The organism is Streptomyces sp. URMC 124 (assembly GCF_051386455.1).
In the GTDB taxonomy this organism is placed as follows: Bacteria; Actinomycetota; Actinomycetes; order Streptomycetales; family Streptomycetaceae; genus Streptomyces.
Window position 1 is genome coordinate 1 of the sequence record NZ_JBPQTS010000171.1, and the last position, 14,812, is coordinate 14,812.

Consider the following 14,812-nt stretch of genomic DNA (forward strand, 5'->3'; position numbering starts at 1 on the left):
ACCCAGCCCCCGCTCCCAGGGCCCCGGCGCCCACCAGCCTTTGGGCGACCGGATCGATCACCGGGCGCGGCTCCAGGTCCCGCGGCGCGGTCACGGCAGGAGCCTGGACGGGGAGGTGCTCGCGCAGGACCGGCACCATCTGCCCGCCGGGCGCGGGCACGTACACGACGGCTGCCCGCTCCGCGTAGAGCTCGACAGCACCCAGCACGGGCTGACGGGCGGGCGTGTACGGCTGAACGGTGGGCCAGCCGACGAGGGGCTCAGGCAGGGGGTTCATGGGATCTTCCTTCCGAGGTGGGTGTTCAGAGGCGGAATCGGCCTGGGCGCCAGGTCTCCTGCAGGTAGCCGGCGTCGACGAGGCGGGTGATGTGCTCGGCGATCCAGGCCCGCGAGCGGCCGATGCGCGGGGCTGCGCTGACGAGATCGGTGGCGCGGATGTGCGTGCGCCCTGCGGCGCGGTGTTCGGCGAGGAGGCCGTCAATGATGGCGGCGGCTCGCTGGGGGCTGGTCGGGCCAGGGTGCTGCTCGGCGATGTCGCGTCGGAGGAGGCCGAGGATCCTCTGCTGGGTCCGGTGAGTCAGGTTCACAACGCCGACGTGTTCCCAGTCGGGCGGGGTCCGGATGGCGAGCCGGGCAGTGGTCGGCGCGTCGTGGGGGTCGTCGTCGGCCCAGGTGCGGAGGGCGATGGTCAAGACCCTGGCATCCGCATCCTTCTTGTTGGTATTAGTCACAGTTTGCATCCTCTGACAGTCGGAGGGGTGTCAGGAGGGGGTGTCAGAGCGGTGTCAGCGGCCCCTCGCGCGCACGCGTTACCTAAGGCGGGAGGGGGTGTCAGACCCCGCTGACACCCCCTCCTGACACCGTCTGACACCTCGATCGGGTGTCAGACGGTGTCAGTGCAGGTCAGACGTGGTGTCAGGGAGTGTCAGGCCCCGACAAGCTCGGGTTCCAGGAGCGTGTACACGCCCGGCTCGTCAGTCTCGGCGAGATGCAGCCCTTCATCGGCCAGGTGGGTCAGCTTCTCGCTCACCCAGGCCCGCGAACGATCCAGGCGGGCCCCCTTGCCCCAGTAGGGCTGGAAGTGCCGCGGGCCGATCTGAGTCAGCCCCTGCTCGCGGAACTCCTCGAGGATGGCGTGCAGCTCGGCTACCGCCTCCTCGGTCGTCCGGGAGCCGTGCGGGCCTGTGGCCGACTGGCCGAAGGTCCACACATCGCCCACGGGCGGAATCTCTCGGTCAGGGTCGACATCCAGGTCGAGGCCTTCGGTCTCAACTCCGGCGGCCGCAAAGACCTGCCTGCTCACCTGCAGATCGAGGCGGGCTTCCTCGTCGTCGCTGGTCTGCTCCTGGGCCATAGCATCCTCCTCGGGTGCCTGGCTGCTGTGGGTGTCAGCGCTGGTCAGCGGGGTGTCAGCGTCGTAGCGGGTCCGGTTGGCGTAGGCCTCTCCCGCGGCCTGGGCCGTGACCGGGTCGACGGGTGGCCGGGGTGCGATGGCGAGGACGCCGCCGATCTGCTCGTCGTCGATGTAGTAGGTGCGCAGCGGCATCGCGTACCGCTCCTCGTCGACGCCGGGGGCGACGAGGTAGGCGTAGCCGGGCCGGCGGTTTTCCCAGGCTTCGGGGCGGGCCCCGGCGTCACGAACGTCATCGGGCAGCGCCATGTCGGCCGTCGTAGCACCCTTGACGCCAAAGCAGACGACCCCGCCGAGTTGTTCACGCACGTCAGTGGGCATCGAGGTTGAGCTGGGCCTCTGCAGGCTGATGATGACGGAGATCCCCGCCGAGCGGGCCTCCATCACCAGGCCCTCCATCTCCGTGCCTTCACGGAAGAACTTCGCTGCCTCCTCGATCCACACAATCATGTATGGCATGCCGAGCTTCTCGAACGCCGAGGGGGTCCAGTTCTTGAAGCCGGCCCGTCCCAGGGCATCGGCCCGGGCGGTGATGACCGGCGACAGGACATCGATCATTGCCTCGCCGCCCGCCATCGTCATCTCCGCCCAGTCCAGGTACGGCAGGAACGGGCCGAACGTCTGCATGCCCTTCGACGGGTCGACGGCCCAGACGATGACATCCACCTTGGTCAGCACTTCCGTGATGGCCTCCGAGATCCCGGCGGACTTCCCGGATCCGTTCATGCCAGCTGCGAGGAAGTGCGTGGCGTTGCGCTTCGCGCCCTCGTCAGCCGGGAACCACAGGACAGCCTGCTCACCGTCCTCGTAAATCCCGAGGGGGATGGGATCCGTGATAGATCCACCCAGGTTGGACGGCCCGGGCCAGGGGGTGGTCGTCTTCAGCTGGTCCTCGGGCACGATCACCATCGTGGTGCGGTCGGCCCGGTCCGGGTCGGGTACGAACCGGACGCTGTTGGGAGAAGTGCCCAGCTCACTGGCAATATGCTTGATCCGGTTCCCCAGCTCATCCTGCGTCATCTCACCGGCGGACAGCTGCAGCGGAGCCGTGACCTTGTTCGGCTCCACCTTCGGCGCGCCACGCAGAGCCGCCTTCGCGCTACCCAGGGCCTTCACCAGCACCCCGGTCTCGGTCGCGCCCTGCTCACCGCTCGTGCGGTCGGGGTTGACCCGCAGGGCCTGACGAATGTTCCACCCGCCCGCCGCCACCGCCCCGCCAATGACCAGCGTGGACAGCAGGCCAGGGTCAAGCGGGTCCGTGACGGTACCCAGGACGAGGTATGAGGTGCCGGCGCCAGTCGACAGGGTTGCGTGGATCCGGCGCGCGGCCTTCGTGCCCTCACCCGCCCACCACGTCGCCGCGGTGAGGACACCGGCCGCCACGGTCAGGCCGACCGCAGCAGCCGGTGAATCGCCCCACAGGGCATGGGCGGTGACCGTGGCCGGCAGCTCGGCGGCGACAGCCAGCCAAGGCCGGGAACGAGGGTGCGTGACGGCCTTCCGCAGATCGGCTTTGAGGCTGTCAGCCATGGTGTCAACTCCAGTGTCAGGAGAGGTGTCAGACGGTGTCAGTGCAGGTCAGACGTGGTGTCAGCCCCAGTCGAATGGCCTGGGCTGCTGCTGCGTCCGGGCCTTGCCGACCTTCCGCAGCTCGGACTCAAACTCCCGCTCGAACTGGGCGAACAGAGCCGTCGCCCACTTCGCGATGGCCTTCTCCGCCGCAGCGATCAGCTTCAGATGCCGGGACACCCGGCGCGCCCGGGCCCGGGCCCCCGCCATAGACCCGGACGCGTCCGGGATGTTCCGGAGCACCGCCTCCAGCTGCGCCGCGTCCAGCGACCGCTCGACCGCCCGCTGCCGGGCCGTCTTCCGCAGGTGCTCCGAAAAGGCGCGGATGTCGTCGTTCGAGTTGAACTCCGACCCGGGCACGCCGGCCCCCTTCTGCCCGCCGCCCGGCCGTCCGCCGCGAGGCTCCGGCGCGGTCTTCGTCAGGTTCACGTTGACGACCGGCTTGACGTTGAAGCCGCCACCGTTCCGGGTCTTGTGCACCGCCTGCGGGCGCGGCGGACGCGGCGGCAGCGGCGCCTGGCCCGGGCCGGGCGGAGAGAACGGGATAGCCATGAGAACCTCCGAGGTCTCAGACGGTCAGGGTGATCAGCCCGCGGTGATGACGCGGGCGTTGTCGGAACCGAGCGCGGCGAGCGCCGGCTCGTCGGATTCGATGGCGTCGCGGACCCGTTGGCACGACGACCGTGAGATGTCTTTGGCGGCGAGCTTGTCGGCAACGAGCACGTCGCGGATGTCCGTCCATTCGGGGCGCTTGCCGAGCTCGTCGTAGAGGCGGCGGACACGCTCACGGCGGCGCTCGGTGAGCGTCCGGCGGACGCTCGCTTTCGGCTTCTTCTGCGCGCGCTCACGACGCTCACGGCGACGCTCATCCGGGCGCCCTCCCTGAGCGTCCCGGCGCTCACCACCAGCGCTCACCGAGCGCTCACTCTGAGCGCCTTCGAGGCGCTCATCCGGGCGCTCACTCACGCGCTCAGCCGGGCGCCCGGTGAGCGCCTTCCGCCGCTGGTCATGGCGCTCATCGGCGCGCTCAAAACCGACCTCCGTGAGCGCCTCAACAGACACCTCCGGACGCTCGCCATCGTGTGCCTTACGGCGCTCACGAGGCGGCTCAACAATCTTGTGCAGGCGCCACATCACGAACGGAGCGATCGCCGCGACACCAACGATGAGCCACCACTCGGGGCGCCCGTCACGGACCCCGAACAACCCCGCCGCCGCAAGGTGATAGATCGCGTTCGCGGCGACCATCAGGATCAGCGCGGCGCTCACATCCCGGTGCCGGCGCAGCGCCTGAACGACGTACACGTCGATGCCCAGCGGCAGCAGCCACGCGATCGCCTGCGGCCACCCGGCAAGCTGGGCGAGCGCGAACTCGCCGGAGGCGGTGAGACCGACGACCGCCGTGAGGGCAACCCTCGGCGACCAGTCGTCGATCTTCTTGTCCCGGCGAGCCTTCGTCTGCTCCCGCTCCCCGGCACTCTCCTGCAGCTGAGCAAGCTCAGCCCGGAGCCGGCCAGCCTCATCCCTGGCGGACTCCGTGATGCTGGCAGCCTCCGCCCGGGCCGCGGCAAGCATCTCCGCAGCCTCAGCGGCGACCTGCTCTGCCCTCTCTTCATTGAGCCGCACCGCCTCCCGCTTCGCCTTCAACTCCTCGCCAAGCTGGTCTGTCAGACGCCCATGCTCAGCGACTGCCAGCTGCGCACGCCGCTCAGCATCAGCCGTCTCGACCTCGGCCTCGGTCCTCAGCGCCGCGGACTCGGTGCGCAGCTTCGCAGCCTCAGCCTCCGCCGCGGCCAGGACCTCGTCCGCGGCGATACGGGCACGCTTCAGGACCTCGGCCGCGGACGGCGGCGGCCACTCCACCGGACGCGGCTCCGGCAGAACAACAGGGGCGTGGTGCGGGTTCACTGGACCTCTCCAGACGAAGATCAGGCAGCAAGGGCAAGGACACCGGCCGCCGACAGCAGCACGATCGCGGCCCTCAGGAAGCGGCCAGCCCACGCAAGAGCAGATACTTGGCCCGAGCGATACGGGACACGGCGCGCAGCTCAGCATCCGGACTGGTGGTCACGATCAGGGCCCTCACGGCGTTCAGATCGGGCGCTGTCGCATAGGCCAGGAACGGAGCCGTGTGACCTGCAGTCCGGACACGCGGCAGGACCGCAGAGAGCAGTTGCCACAACGCCAGGACCATCCCCGCCACACCACCCGCGGCCAGGACGAGGACGAGGGCCGGCTGATGAGCAGTGAAGCTGCCGATCCGGTCGGCGAGCAGCGGCACCGCAATGCCCGCACCCGTGATCGACGCACCCAGCAGCGTCGCCCCGATGCTGTTCGCATTCCGGATCTGCTCCTGCGCATCAGCCAGCTCCCGGTAGACCGCCGACTGATCAACAGGCTGACCGGCAGGAGAAAAGATCGTCACGAAAGGCTCCCCTTCACCGAGAGATGACCGGACGACGGATGTCGCGATGACGCAGCTCGACCGAGAGCCCACGGCGCCGCAGGCGACGGGCCAGGACATGCGCGGCCACGGCACTGCGATGCCGGCCTCCGACACACCCGAACGCGATCGTCACCACGCCCGCCGACGGGCCGCGACGGAACGCTTTGACCTGCGCGAGCGTCGCCTTCAGCACCGGCCGGATACCCGGCGTCCGCATCACCGCACGCCGCACCGGACGATCCCGCACTGTCATCTCCCGCAGCCCCGGCCGCACGTGCGGGTCCCGGAAGTGCTGCCGTAGATCCACCACGATGTGCGCCTCCGGCACCGGCCCGTGCCCGAACCCGAACGACGTGACCACCACGTCCGTCACGGCGATCACTCACCCTTCCGCAGACGCAGAATCCGGACGACCTCGGCGGCGGACTCGGGCTCCAGCTCGCCGTGCTCCCAGACCAGAGCCGTTTCCGGGTCCACGCCGCGCTTCAAGGCCTTGGTGTAGGTCACCCGGTATTCCGGCAGCTTCTTCTCGATGGACTTCGAGATGAACTCCTGAGCCCACGCCTCGCCCGCGGCCAGGGCCTCCTTCGTGACGCGCTCGAACTCACGCTGCCCCGCCTCGCCGGGCATGCCGACCATGATGCTGAGCATCACCTCAATCGCATGGCGGGCAGTCGCCTCACTCAGGCCGAACTCCTTCTTGAAGTCATCGACGAACTGGGCAAACGGATTGAACGTCATGGTCTTCTCCCTGCTTCGGACATGGAGGTGCCGAGGACACGACACCCAAGGGATTGATCAGCGAGCCCTGACGGCTCTCCTCACCGCTCGGCCCAGTGGAGCCGAGCAGTGAAGGCTGACGTCAGAGGCGGCGCAGCTGGTCAGCCGTGTAACCGCGGTAGCCCTGCACTGTCTCCCGCAGCCGACCGTCGATACCCTTCACGGCGATCAGGCCACCCGATAGGGCCCCGTCATAGAACACGACACCCTGCCGCCCCTCCGTGCCGGGATTCTCACTGCCGCCCTCAACCACGACGACCTTGTCGCCCTTACGGAACTCCACAAGAACCTCCCACCACGGCCGGACTGTCCGACCTCCGCACCCCACGACCCGCTGGCCGCGGAGCACAGTGATCCGACAGGCCACTCAGGAATAGACACCCACCTCGGCCGCGATCCGCTTGACCTCGCACCCCACCGCCTCCAGGGCGCCACGCATCCGCTGCCGATCCTCACGCCCCAACGCCCCCAGCGCCGCACGCAGGTGATGCACCGCCGCATCCACATGCGCCGCCGCCGGCGTCTCATCCACCAGCGCCATCCGATACCGCGTGCACAACTCCACACGCTCCGGCTCGAACACCGACAACGGCGACAGCATCTGCGCCACCGCTACCGGCCACGACGCCACCTGCTGCACCGGCACCGCCGCCACAACACCCGACCCCTCCGCCGACGCCGACTCCACCGGCGCCACCTCAGATCGAACAGACACAAACCCCACCCCTTCTTCGTCTTCGACTTCTTTTGTTGCAGGTCAGACAGCCCTCCCCAGAACCGCACGGTTGTCGTGGATGGCGTGCAGCTCGTCGACGACTGGGCTGCTGTCCGGGTTGACTTCGTCATACCGCGCGGCGTCCTGAAGCACGGAAAAGCGCTCTTCCACGCTGCCCTCGCGCAGCGCCGCCACGAAGTTGTCGATCAGCTGGGCGCGGACCGCAGCCTGCGCCGCCTCGACATCCGCCTCCGACGGCCACCAGTCGTTCACCGTCGGGACCTGTGTCATTTCGGACATGGTCGTACCCCTTCACGAGATTGATGGAGCAGAACACCGGCCATTCGGGCCGGGAAGAACAGCGGCTACAGCGAACCGCCAGGAACACGCCGCGGGAGCGGACTAGTTCAGGTGAGGAGGCCTCGTCTCGGCGCGCGCCCGCAGCACCGACTCATCCACCGCCAGCAGATGACCCAAACGCTCCACCTGCCCCAGCGACAGCTTCGCGAACAACGCCGCACCCTCCGGCGTGACCAACTCCAGGCGGCCCGCCACCGGACCCGACGACGACGTCACCGCCAACCAGCCGTTCAGTACATCCAGCAGACGATCCGCCGGCGACATCACGACCACCCCTCGCCGGGCTGCGACCCGTACCGAGCCGCATTCGAAAACGCGTCCTGCACAGCCGCCTGATAGAGGTCCAGGCAGGAGTTCGACGGATTCTGCGGGTCCGAGGAGATGTCGACGATGCGGGCCGTCAGCCCCTCACCGCGGTACTCCTCCATCGCAGCCAGCTCCGACTCCCTCACCCTCACCACCCCCGCGCCGCGATCATGCGGCGACGAGCATCCGGCTCGCTGGGCAGACGGGACAGCTTCAGGGCGGGGCGACCCAGAACGCGGCGGAGAACCTCGTCGGGGTGCGGGTCGGAATCGATCGGGCGGGCGGAGGCGTCATCCGAACGGAGTCGCCGGCCGCTGTCAGTACTACGAGAAACGCAAGTACTATCTGTCATGTCTGGTCCACCTGCTTCCTTCAGGCTGGTCCGGGCGCCCAGCAGGTGTGCAACCACCGCGCTGGGATTCAGGCCGTTGCTGGTGTGCAACCACCAGCAACGGCCGTCCTGCGGCCCCGACTTGGTTTGCAACCACCAGTCGGGGCTTCGTGGTTTCGAGAGTAGAGGAGTACTTGCATGTTGACAAGTACTGGCTGTCGAGTGGGAGAATTCAGGTATGGCCGCTACTGAGGAAGGGAGGGTGAACACCCCAGATCTCGTCACCTTCTCGGAGATCGCCAGACGCGTCAGTGCCCGTAAACTGGTGCTTCGCCCGATCACCCGGCAAGGTGTCCGCCATATCGCAGACACGGATCCCTCGTGGCCTGTACCGCGGGAGCAGTGGCTGAAGATCGGCAACGCGTGGGCAATGCCGTGGGAGCCCATCGAGAAGTTCTTTCGCGAGCGCACCACAAGAGGGCGAGGCCCCGCAGCCAAGCCTGAAGGGCAGGACGAGTAGGTCATGTCGGCCATGGACCTAGCGGACCACTGCTCTAGGTGACGTTCTAGATCCGCCCTGTCGTCAATCGGCGGCAGGCGGATCTGACAACAGCAAGTCCCTCACCACCACCGGACAACGGCGACAGGATGATGGGTATGACCTTCGGATCGGAGCTCCGCCAGCGTCGCCTCGCGGCGCACGAGTCCCTTGCTGATCTTGCCTGCCGCATCCATGTCCACCGGACCCACATCCAGCACATCGAGGCTGGCCGACGAGTGCCTAGCCGGGAGGTCGCCGAGGCCGCGGATATCGCTCTCAATGCGGGTGGACGCCTGGTTCGGGCATTCGACGAGGAGGACGAGCGGCGCCAGCAGCAGGCGGCTACCCGGCGCACTCTCGCCGCTTCACTTGCCACCTCGCGCGACCTCTGCCAGCTGGCCGACCTCGAACTCGACGAGCTGCACGCTGGCGTCGAGGAAACCGCTATCGACTACCTGAGCACCGCACCGGGGCCCATGCTGCACCGGGCCGACGCCCTCCGCCGCGACGCCTTATCCCGGCTACGGGACTACCGGCACGGGCAGCATCAGCGGTCCGACCTCTACGTCGCCGCGGGGCGCCTATCGGGGATCCTTGCGTACTCCGCTCTTGACCTCGGAGATGCGGACGCGGCGTTAGAACACGCTCGCGCCGCCGGGCGGTGTGCGCAGCAGGCGGGCGACACGGAACTGTTGATGTGGGTACGTGGCACCCAATCACTGATCTCACGGTTCAACGGCGACTACGGCATAGCTCTTGGCTACGTCCAGGACGGACTCCAATACGTCGGAGACGTCCCCGGCACCGGGGCGGCTCGGCTGCTTTGCGGAGAAGTTCAGTGCCTGGCAAACCTGGGCGACAGCGGGGGCGCGAACCAGATGCTGCACCTCGCCGAGGTAGCCCGTGAACGCGTGCATCGCCCGGACTCCCTGGCCGGCCTCTTCGAGTTCTCGGAGACGAAACAGCGCTACTACGCCGCTTCGAGTCTGATCTGGCTTGACGGCAGGGACGACGCCCGCACTGCAGCGGCGGAGGCCCGGGCGGCGATCGCATCGTGGGAGCAGATGCCCACAGCGCAGAGATCGCTAGACGACGAGCGACTCTGTCACATCTACCTGGCCACCGCCCTCGTGCAGCTGGGCGAGGTCGAGGCCGCGGCCGAGGCGATGGCTCCGGTGCTGGAGCTGCCGACCGAGGCGCAGATCTCTTGGATAAACAAGCGGGCACGGCGAGTGGCTTCGATGCTGTCCGCGCCCCGGTATCGGCACTCATCAGCCGCAGAAGACCTGAGTAGCGCAATCAGCGCACTGGGCTAAAGCCTTCAGATAGCACAGCGGCCGAGCGCTGCGAACGCCCGGCCGCCAGAACCAGCGAGCTGCGAACTCGCTGATCAACAGTGATCCGTCTCGTCAAAGGGGATTCACCATGTCCAAGGTACCGCCTTGCCGTGCTCCGGCGCCTGTGTCGCCAGCCACGGTCCCGTCGCAGCGGCGCGTGCCGTCGGCGGCGCGCCTCCTGTCGGCTCCGCTGGCGGAGCTCCTCAAGGAGACAGGTGCGCAGCTCTTCGAGTCGGACATCACCGATGAGGGGTTCTTCGGCGCCGTGATTGTCCGCCGGGGCCGGATCGTCCTGTCGATGCCGAAGGGGCGTCCGGCGCGGGAACGGGATGTGATCGCGCGGGGTCTGCTGGGGAACGCGCTGGGCGTGGAGCTGTCGCGGTTCCCGGAGCCGCTGGAGACGGTGTCGATCCGCTAAGGCTGGTCTGCGTCGAGTTTCCCGACCGGGCTGGGTTGGGGTGGTCGTCCCTGTGGGGACTGTGGAGTGATCGTTGGCAGGCGGTGGGGCATGGCGTGGGGCTGTGTCGGTTGCCTTTCTCCCCTCGTTTGGAGGCGTGGTGGAGTACGACCTGTGCAAGGAGTTGCAGGGCAAATCTGTTCTGGTGACGGGTGGTGGTGGCTTGATCGGCAGCCGTATTGTTGGGCTGCTGAGGGGTCTGGGTGCTCGGCCGGTGGCGGTGTGCATGATGGACGCGTATCCGGGGAGCGTGTACCAGGGGCTGTTCGGTGTGGATGCTGGTGCCCGTGACATTGTGGTGGGTGATGTTGCGGACGAGGCGCTGATGCGTCGGCTTGTTCGCGGCTGCGACTTCGTGATCCATGCGGCTGCGGTGGCGGATGTCGCGGCGTGTACGCGGGATGCGCGGGCGGCGATCCGCACGAACGTGACGGGTACGCAGGTGGTTCTGGACGCGGTGGCGTCCTCAGACCGTGTTCAACGGCTGTGCTTCGTGTCGTCGGCGAGCGTGTACGGCAATGGTGATCCGGAGGATTGGGCGTCGCCGGAGCCGGAGAAGCGGGCGCTGCGGGGTGCGCTGGAGTTTGTGTATGGGCGGACGGCCCCGCGGTTCGCTGAGGACTGGCCGCTGCGGCCGCTGTCGGTGTATGCGAACACGAAGGTGTTCGGGGAGACGCAGACTGCGTTGACGCTGGGCGCGGTCGGGGTGTCGTTCTCGGTGGTGCGGTACTTCTCGGTGTACGGGGATCCGCAGGTTGTGAAGCGGGGCAGTCATTCCTGGGTGGTTGCGTGGTTTGCCGCTCGTGCTGCCCTCGGTCTGCCTCTGCATCTGAACGGTGGCGGCGCGCAAATCCGGGATTTCGTTCACGTGGATGATGTAGCGGAGGCGACGGTTCGGGCTCTCGTCGCGCCGGCCGCACAGGACATGGTGATCAACGTGGGGACGGGTAGTCCCACGAGCATCGGAGAGGTCGCCGAGTTGGTCCGCGGGCACTATCCGGAGGTGTCTGTGGTGGAGACTCCCATGCCGCCGGGGGATCCGCTGGGTGGTTACGCCTCCACCCGGCGTATGCGCGAGGTGCTGGGCTGGGCGCCGGGTATCTCCGTGTCCGAGGGGGTTGCCCGGTATGTGGCGTGGCTGCGGGCGACGCCTGAGGCGATCCCGGAGTGGCTGCGCGGCGAGAGTGCCGTCCGGTCCTAGAGGATCGGTGGCCGGCCCATCCTGGTCATGCGCCATACGGTGCCCCACCGGATGGGCCGGCGTTCGCCGCACGGTGTGCGGGTGCCTTCGAGGAAGCCGCCGGCCCATGCTCGTAGTCCTGCGAGGGAGCGTGTGCGGGCCAGGGTGAGTAGGACCCACGCGCCGAGGTAGAGCGGGATAAGCGGCAACGGCAGGTGCCGACGGGCGAGCCAGACGCGGTTGCGGGCGGTCATGCGGTAGTAGACGGCGTGCCGGGCGGGTGAGGTCCGCGGGTGCTGGAGCAGCAGCTCCGGGGCATAGAGAATCTTCCAGTTCGTGTCGAGGGCCCGCCAGGCGAGGTCGGTCTCTTCGTGGGTGAAGAAGAACTCGTCGGGCCAGCCGCCGATTTGTTCCAGCATCGCGGTGGAGAGCGCATGGCCGCCGCCGAGGAAGGTGGTGACGGGGCCTCCGCGCAGGGGGTCGCCGGCTCGGAGGCGGGGCACGTGGCGTCGCTGGGTGTGCCCGGTTTCATCGGCGATGCGGAAGCTGACGATGCCTAGCCGGGGGTCGTCTTTGAAGTGGTCTTGGATGCGGGTGAAGACGTCGGGGTCGGTGAGGAGGCCGTCGTCATCGAGGTCGATGACGACGTCGATGTCGTCGTGGGCGAGTAGGTGCTTGAGGGCGGCGTTGCGGCCGCCGGTGACGCCGAGGTTCTCGGGCAACTCCACCGGGGTGATGGTCGCTTCGAAAGGCGGGAGCGGGGTGCCGTTGCCGACGACGACGATGCGGGCCGGTTGAGTGTCCTGCTTGGCGACGGAGTCGAGCAGGTCGCGTACCTCGGCGGGGCGGTTGCCCATGGTCAGGATGGCGACGCCCAGGCGGGGTCGGGTCATGGGTCCGGCTCCTGTTCGAGGTGTGGGTGGTGGTGATGGTAGCGGCAGGTTGGCGTGGTGCTGTCCTGCCTGACACGTTTGGAGGAATGGCGGATGGCGTCAGTGCGGCTTGGTGACTATGTCACTGGGCCTGTGGAGGGGCAGCTGGCTGAGACGCCCTATGGGGCGATGGGCGAGCTGGAGCTGAGGGACTTCCTGGCTGGCTGGGAGGAAATGCATGGGGTGGCGCTGACCCGGATGCCGGTGCGGATACATCCGTCTGCGTTCGTGCATCCGTCGTCGATCATTGGTGACGACGTCATCATCGGGCCTGGGGTGAGGGTTCACGAGTTCTCGACGGTCCGGAAGGGCTCCGTGCTGTGCGCAGGCGTGTCCGTGGGCTTCAACTGCGAGGTGACCCGGACCTTCCTGGGTGAAGGGGCTGTGCTGGGTCACCGGATCGGGGTCAACTCCTCGATCGTCGGTGCTCGGGCGCACTTGTCGGCGAACGTGACGATCGCCGCGATCAGCATGTGGAGTGCCGATATGCGAAGGCCGGATAAGGAGATCTTTGTCCGGGTGGCTGAGGGGCTGTATCGGTGCGGTACTCCAGCCTTCGGGGCTGTGATAGGCGACGAGGTGCAGACGGGTAACGGGATCAGCCTCGGGCCAGGTGTGCTTCTGGGGCGCGAGTGCCGGGTGACCGGGGGCGTCTTGCTAGCCGCTCGGTCGGTGCCGTCGCGGAGTGTGGTCAGCGATCCGGGTGCTGGCGGTGCGCATGTCCGTCGGCGTCGCCAGTAGGCCTGGCCCGGAGTGCGCGCGTCGGTCGGCGATGAGCTGACCGGAGCATGAAGAAAGCCCCCACCCGTTCGGGTGGGGGCTTTCGTGTGCAGCTCTTCAGCCGAGGGATGTGATCTGCACCAGGGTGATGGTGTCGTCGCCGATGAGGATGACGCCGGCGGTGTGGCCGTGAGCGATGGTGCGGAAGGTGCCGTCGTCGATGCCGTAGGGCGTGGAGTGGGCAAGCGGGTCGGCGAGAGCGTCGAGGAGGCAGACGGCGAGGTCGCGGCGCGCGGTGTCGGGGAGGGCTTTGTACGTGGCGTGGAGGCTCGGGTCGAGGCGGAGCCGGTAGGTCACGCGGCACCCCGGCTGGCCTGCCTGGCCGCTGCGGTGCGGAGTTCGTCTTCGCTCACGTCGATGAGGTTAGCGGTGTACGTGGCGGGGGGTTGGCCGTTCTGGCGGATGGCTTCTCGGAGCTGCTCGACGCGGTCCTGGCCGGCGTCGAACTCCTGGATGAACGCGACCCAGCGCTGGAGGATGTCCGGGAGGTTGCGGACGTCGGTGAAGGACACCTCGCGCATGAAGTTCGCGCGGAGTTCGGGGTGGGGCAGGGCGTGGGCGATGCTGTCGATGGTCCACGACTGGCCGGTGCTCATCAGGGCCTCCGCTCGGGTTGTGACAGAGCCACGGTAGCGAATCAGGGACGGTGCGGGGCTGTACCTGGGCACGCTGGGCGTCCGGCCGTGTCCCTGAGCTGCCGCCCGCGTTGATCAGGCGTGGACGGGGTGGATGATCGTATTGACGAGAGCGGGCCGGTGACCTTTGGTGATCCGCGCGAGGTGTGGGTGGAGATCCGCGGCCCGGTCGAGGGCGTAGCCAAGATCCGGGCGTGGATCACGGCCCGGTCGGGGAGCCTGACCGGCGACGGTCAGGTCGTTGCCGACACCGCGGACGACCCGGAGACGCCGGGCTGGTCGCGGTGCCGGATGACGGTCCTGCCGGCCGAGGAGTAGCCGGCGTCACGTCCGGGTGTGGATGATGGCGTGGCAGTCGATGGCGTTGGCCTCCTCGTCGAGGACGGCGGGGGCGAAATCAGCTTCGTCCAGGCTGCGGCAGGCCTCGGCGATGGCCCGGAGCAGTGCGGCGACGTCGCGGCAGGACATGTAGGCCTGCCCGTCGGTGGCGGTGTAGATCGGCAGACCCGAGCACAGCGGCTCGTCGTCGTGGTCGTCGTTCATGCTGCCCGCCGTTCCGCCATCGGCAGCTGGAGGACTTCGGCGTGGCCGTACTGCTGGCCGCAGTGGCATCTGGCGCCGGGGGTGCTAATCGTGACGCGGAGGGTGCTGCCGCAGGGGCAGGTGACGGTGATCCGGCGTTCGGGCTTCTCGCCGTCGACGAGGGCTCGGGCGTGGCCGGCGGTCTGCCGGATCTCGGCGGCGAACTCTCGGGCGGCGGGGTGCTGGTCGCAGATCCAGTCGAGGTTACTGCGGAGAAGGGCCGCGGCGCCGTCGACCTGCTGCTCAACGGTGCCGCGGAAGGGCGGCGGGGACCAGCCGAGCAGGTCACGGACGTCGCGCTCCCAACTGGTCAGGATGCCTTCGATGCCGCCGCGGGCGCGGAGGTCGAGGGCGTCGAGGCTGACGGGGAGGGGGGCGGTGTGCTGTGAAGGCCCCGCACCTGTCGCCGCGCCAGGCCGAGGTGCTGGCTGCCGCTGCTGACGGCGTTCC

The 14,812-nt window shown here is 68.3% G+C and carries 23 protein-coding genes and 1 pseudogene; 6 read left to right on the top strand and 18 right to left on the bottom strand.

Features of this window, described 5'->3' with window-relative positions; translation table 11 throughout:
- The 13 genes and pseudogenes from ACSNOG_RS27605 to ACSNOG_RS27665 form a co-directional block, all read right to left on the bottom strand.
- Positions 1 to 277: pseudogene (locus tag ACSNOG_RS27605) on the bottom strand (hypothetical protein); the annotation flags it as partial.
- A gap of 25 nt (positions 278 to 302) precedes the next feature.
- Positions 303 to 692, bottom strand: coding sequence for a hypothetical protein (locus ACSNOG_RS27610; RefSeq protein WP_436755413.1), 390 nt, complete (start codon positions 690 to 692; stop codon positions 303 to 305).
- A gap of 233 nt (positions 693 to 925) precedes the next feature.
- Positions 926 to 2,941: a plasmid transfer protein TraB gene (gene traB / locus ACSNOG_RS27615; RefSeq protein ID WP_436755414.1), complete on the bottom strand. Its 2,016-nt coding sequence runs from the start codon at positions 2,939 to 2,941 to the stop codon at positions 926 to 928.
- 60 nt (positions 2,942 to 3,001) lie between these two features.
- Positions 3,002 to 3,532, bottom strand: a complete 531-nt coding sequence (gene traA / locus ACSNOG_RS27620) for a plasmid transfer protein TraA (protein WP_436755415.1) — start codon at positions 3,530 to 3,532, stop codon at positions 3,002 to 3,004.
- A 33-nt stretch (positions 3,533 to 3,565) separates the two neighbouring features.
- Positions 3,566 to 4,888 (bottom strand): hypothetical protein, encoded by a 1,323-nt coding sequence (locus ACSNOG_RS27625; protein ID WP_436755416.1) that lies wholly within the window; start codon positions 4,886 to 4,888, stop codon positions 3,566 to 3,568.
- Positions 4,889 to 4,961: 73 nt separating this feature from the next.
- The gene (locus ACSNOG_RS27630; RefSeq protein WP_436755417.1) at positions 4,962 to 5,405 is read right to left on the bottom strand and encodes a hypothetical protein; all 444 of its coding nucleotides are present in this window, start codon (positions 5,403 to 5,405) and stop codon (positions 4,962 to 4,964) included.
- A 13-nt stretch (positions 5,406 to 5,418) separates the two neighbouring features.
- Positions 5,419 to 5,808, bottom strand: coding sequence for a RapZ C-terminal domain-containing protein (locus ACSNOG_RS27635; RefSeq protein WP_436755418.1), 390 nt, complete (start codon positions 5,806 to 5,808; stop codon positions 5,419 to 5,421).
- Positions 5,805 to 6,167: a hypothetical protein gene (locus ACSNOG_RS27640; protein WP_436755419.1), complete on the bottom strand. Its 363-nt coding sequence runs from the start codon at positions 6,165 to 6,167 to the stop codon at positions 5,805 to 5,807. The genes ACSNOG_RS27635 and ACSNOG_RS27640 overlap by 4 nt, the downstream gene beginning before the upstream one ends.
- Before the next feature lie 121 nt (positions 6,168 to 6,288).
- Positions 6,289 to 6,489: a hypothetical protein gene (locus ACSNOG_RS27645; protein ID WP_436755420.1), complete on the bottom strand. Its 201-nt coding sequence runs from the start codon at positions 6,487 to 6,489 to the stop codon at positions 6,289 to 6,291.
- 84 nt (positions 6,490 to 6,573) lie between these two features.
- On the bottom strand, positions 6,574 to 6,894 hold the full coding sequence (locus tag ACSNOG_RS27650) for a hypothetical protein (protein ID WP_436755421.1): 321 nt from the start codon (positions 6,892 to 6,894) through the stop codon (positions 6,574 to 6,576).
- Between the two features lie 69 nt (positions 6,895 to 6,963).
- A complete protein-coding gene (locus tag ACSNOG_RS27655; protein WP_436755422.1) occupies positions 6,964 to 7,221 on the bottom strand; it encodes a hypothetical protein in 258 nt (85 codons plus the stop codon).
- Between the two features lie 102 nt (positions 7,222 to 7,323).
- On the bottom strand, positions 7,324 to 7,545 hold the full coding sequence (locus tag ACSNOG_RS27660; RefSeq protein ID WP_436755423.1) for a hypothetical protein: 222 nt from the start codon (positions 7,543 to 7,545) through the stop codon (positions 7,324 to 7,326).
- Positions 7,545 to 7,733, bottom strand: coding sequence for a hypothetical protein (locus tag ACSNOG_RS27665; protein ID WP_436755424.1), 189 nt, complete (start codon positions 7,731 to 7,733; stop codon positions 7,545 to 7,547). Before ACSNOG_RS27665 ends, ACSNOG_RS27660 begins: the two co-directional genes overlap by 1 nt.
- A gap of 447 nt (positions 7,734 to 8,180) precedes the next feature.
- Between ACSNOG_RS27665 and ACSNOG_RS27670 the strand changes: the two genes are divergently transcribed.
- From ACSNOG_RS27670 to ACSNOG_RS27685, 4 genes are all read left to right on the top strand, one after another.
- Complete coding sequence (locus ACSNOG_RS27670) at positions 8,181 to 8,438, top strand: hypothetical protein (protein ID WP_436755425.1); 258 nt, start codon at positions 8,181 to 8,183, stop codon at positions 8,436 to 8,438.
- Positions 8,439 to 8,575: 137 nt separating this feature from the next.
- The gene (locus ACSNOG_RS27675) at positions 8,576 to 9,775 is read left to right on the top strand and encodes a helix-turn-helix domain-containing protein (protein WP_436755426.1); all 1,200 of its coding nucleotides are present in this window, start codon (positions 8,576 to 8,578) and stop codon (positions 9,773 to 9,775) included.
- A gap of 109 nt (positions 9,776 to 9,884) precedes the next feature.
- On the top strand, positions 9,885 to 10,214 hold the full coding sequence (locus tag ACSNOG_RS27680; RefSeq protein WP_436755427.1) for a hypothetical protein: 330 nt from the start codon (positions 9,885 to 9,887) through the stop codon (positions 10,212 to 10,214).
- A gap of 139 nt (positions 10,215 to 10,353) precedes the next feature.
- Positions 10,354 to 11,454 (top strand): NAD-dependent epimerase/dehydratase family protein, encoded by a 1,101-nt coding sequence (locus tag ACSNOG_RS27685; protein WP_436755428.1) that lies wholly within the window; start codon positions 10,354 to 10,356, stop codon positions 11,452 to 11,454.
- On the opposite strand, the gene ACSNOG_RS27690 is transcribed toward ACSNOG_RS27685, so the two are convergent.
- Entirely contained in the window at positions 11,451 to 12,326 is an 876-nt protein-coding gene (locus tag ACSNOG_RS27690) for a glycosyltransferase family 2 protein (RefSeq protein WP_436755429.1), read from the bottom strand. The genes ACSNOG_RS27685 and ACSNOG_RS27690 overlap by 4 nt on opposite strands.
- Positions 12,327 to 12,494: 168 nt before the next feature.
- On the opposite strand from ACSNOG_RS27690, the gene ACSNOG_RS27695 reads away from it, so the two are divergent.
- Positions 12,495 to 13,106, top strand: a complete 612-nt coding sequence (locus ACSNOG_RS27695) for a transferase (protein ID WP_436755430.1) — start codon at positions 12,495 to 12,497, stop codon at positions 13,104 to 13,106.
- Between the two features lie 96 nt (positions 13,107 to 13,202).
- Here ACSNOG_RS27695 and ACSNOG_RS27700 read toward each other — a convergent pair whose 3' ends face one another.
- Entirely contained in the window at positions 13,203 to 13,442 is a 240-nt protein-coding gene (locus tag ACSNOG_RS27700) for a hypothetical protein (protein WP_436755431.1), read from the bottom strand.
- Positions 13,439 to 13,741, bottom strand: coding sequence for a hypothetical protein (locus tag ACSNOG_RS27705; RefSeq protein ID WP_436755432.1), 303 nt, complete (start codon positions 13,739 to 13,741; stop codon positions 13,439 to 13,441). Before ACSNOG_RS27705 ends, ACSNOG_RS27700 begins: the two co-directional genes overlap by 4 nt.
- A 129-nt stretch (positions 13,742 to 13,870) precedes the next feature.
- Between ACSNOG_RS27705 and ACSNOG_RS27710 the strand changes: the two genes are divergently transcribed.
- Complete coding sequence (locus ACSNOG_RS27710; RefSeq protein WP_436755433.1) at positions 13,871 to 14,098, top strand: hypothetical protein; 228 nt, start codon at positions 13,871 to 13,873, stop codon at positions 14,096 to 14,098.
- A 6-nt stretch (positions 14,099 to 14,104) separates the two neighbouring features.
- On the opposite strand, the gene ACSNOG_RS27715 is transcribed toward ACSNOG_RS27710, so the two are convergent.
- Both ACSNOG_RS27715 and ACSNOG_RS27720 read right to left on the bottom strand, forming a co-directional pair.
- The gene (locus ACSNOG_RS27715) at positions 14,105 to 14,323 is read right to left on the bottom strand and encodes a hypothetical protein (protein WP_436755434.1); all 219 of its coding nucleotides are present in this window, start codon (positions 14,321 to 14,323) and stop codon (positions 14,105 to 14,107) included.
- On the bottom strand, positions 14,320 to 14,812 hold a 493-nt coding region (locus ACSNOG_RS27720; RefSeq protein WP_436755435.1), incomplete at its 5' end, for a hypothetical protein. The genes ACSNOG_RS27715 and ACSNOG_RS27720, both read right to left, overlap by 4 nt.

Coding starts and splice junctions, on each gene's coding strand:
- ACSNOG_RS27715 (WP_436755434.1), bottom strand. CDS start 14,323: ATGAACGACGACCACGACGACGAGCCGCTGTGCTCGGGTCTGCCGATC.
- ACSNOG_RS27695 (WP_436755430.1), top strand. CDS start 12,495: ATGGGCGAGCTGGAGCTGAGGGACTTCCTGGCTGGCTGGGAGGAAATG.
- ACSNOG_RS27690 (WP_436755429.1), bottom strand. CDS start 12,326: ATGACCCGACCCCGCCTGGGCGTCGCCATCCTGACCATGGGCAACCGC.
- traB (WP_436755414.1), bottom strand. CDS start 2,941: ATGGCTGACAGCCTCAAAGCCGATCTGCGGAAGGCCGTCACGCACCCT.
- traA (WP_436755415.1), bottom strand. CDS start 3,532: ATGGCTATCCCGTTCTCTCCGCCCGGCCCGGGCCAGGCGCCGCTGCCG.
- ACSNOG_RS27705 (WP_436755432.1), bottom strand. CDS start 13,741: ATGAGCACCGGCCAGTCGTGGACCATCGACAGCATCGCCCACGCCCTG.
- ACSNOG_RS27675 (WP_436755426.1), top strand. CDS start 8,576: ATGACCTTCGGATCGGAGCTCCGCCAGCGTCGCCTCGCGGCGCACGAG.
- ACSNOG_RS27640 (WP_436755419.1), bottom strand. CDS start 6,167: ATGACGTTCAATCCGTTTGCCCAGTTCGTCGATGACTTCAAGAAGGAG.
- ACSNOG_RS27660 (WP_436755423.1), bottom strand. CDS start 7,545: ATGTCGCCGGCGGATCGTCTGCTGGATGTACTGAACGGCTGGTTGGCG.
- ACSNOG_RS27680 (WP_436755427.1), top strand. CDS start 9,885: ATGTCCAAGGTACCGCCTTGCCGTGCTCCGGCGCCTGTGTCGCCAGCC.
- ACSNOG_RS27655 (WP_436755422.1), bottom strand. CDS start 7,221: ATGTCCGAAATGACACAGGTCCCGACGGTGAACGACTGGTGGCCGTCG.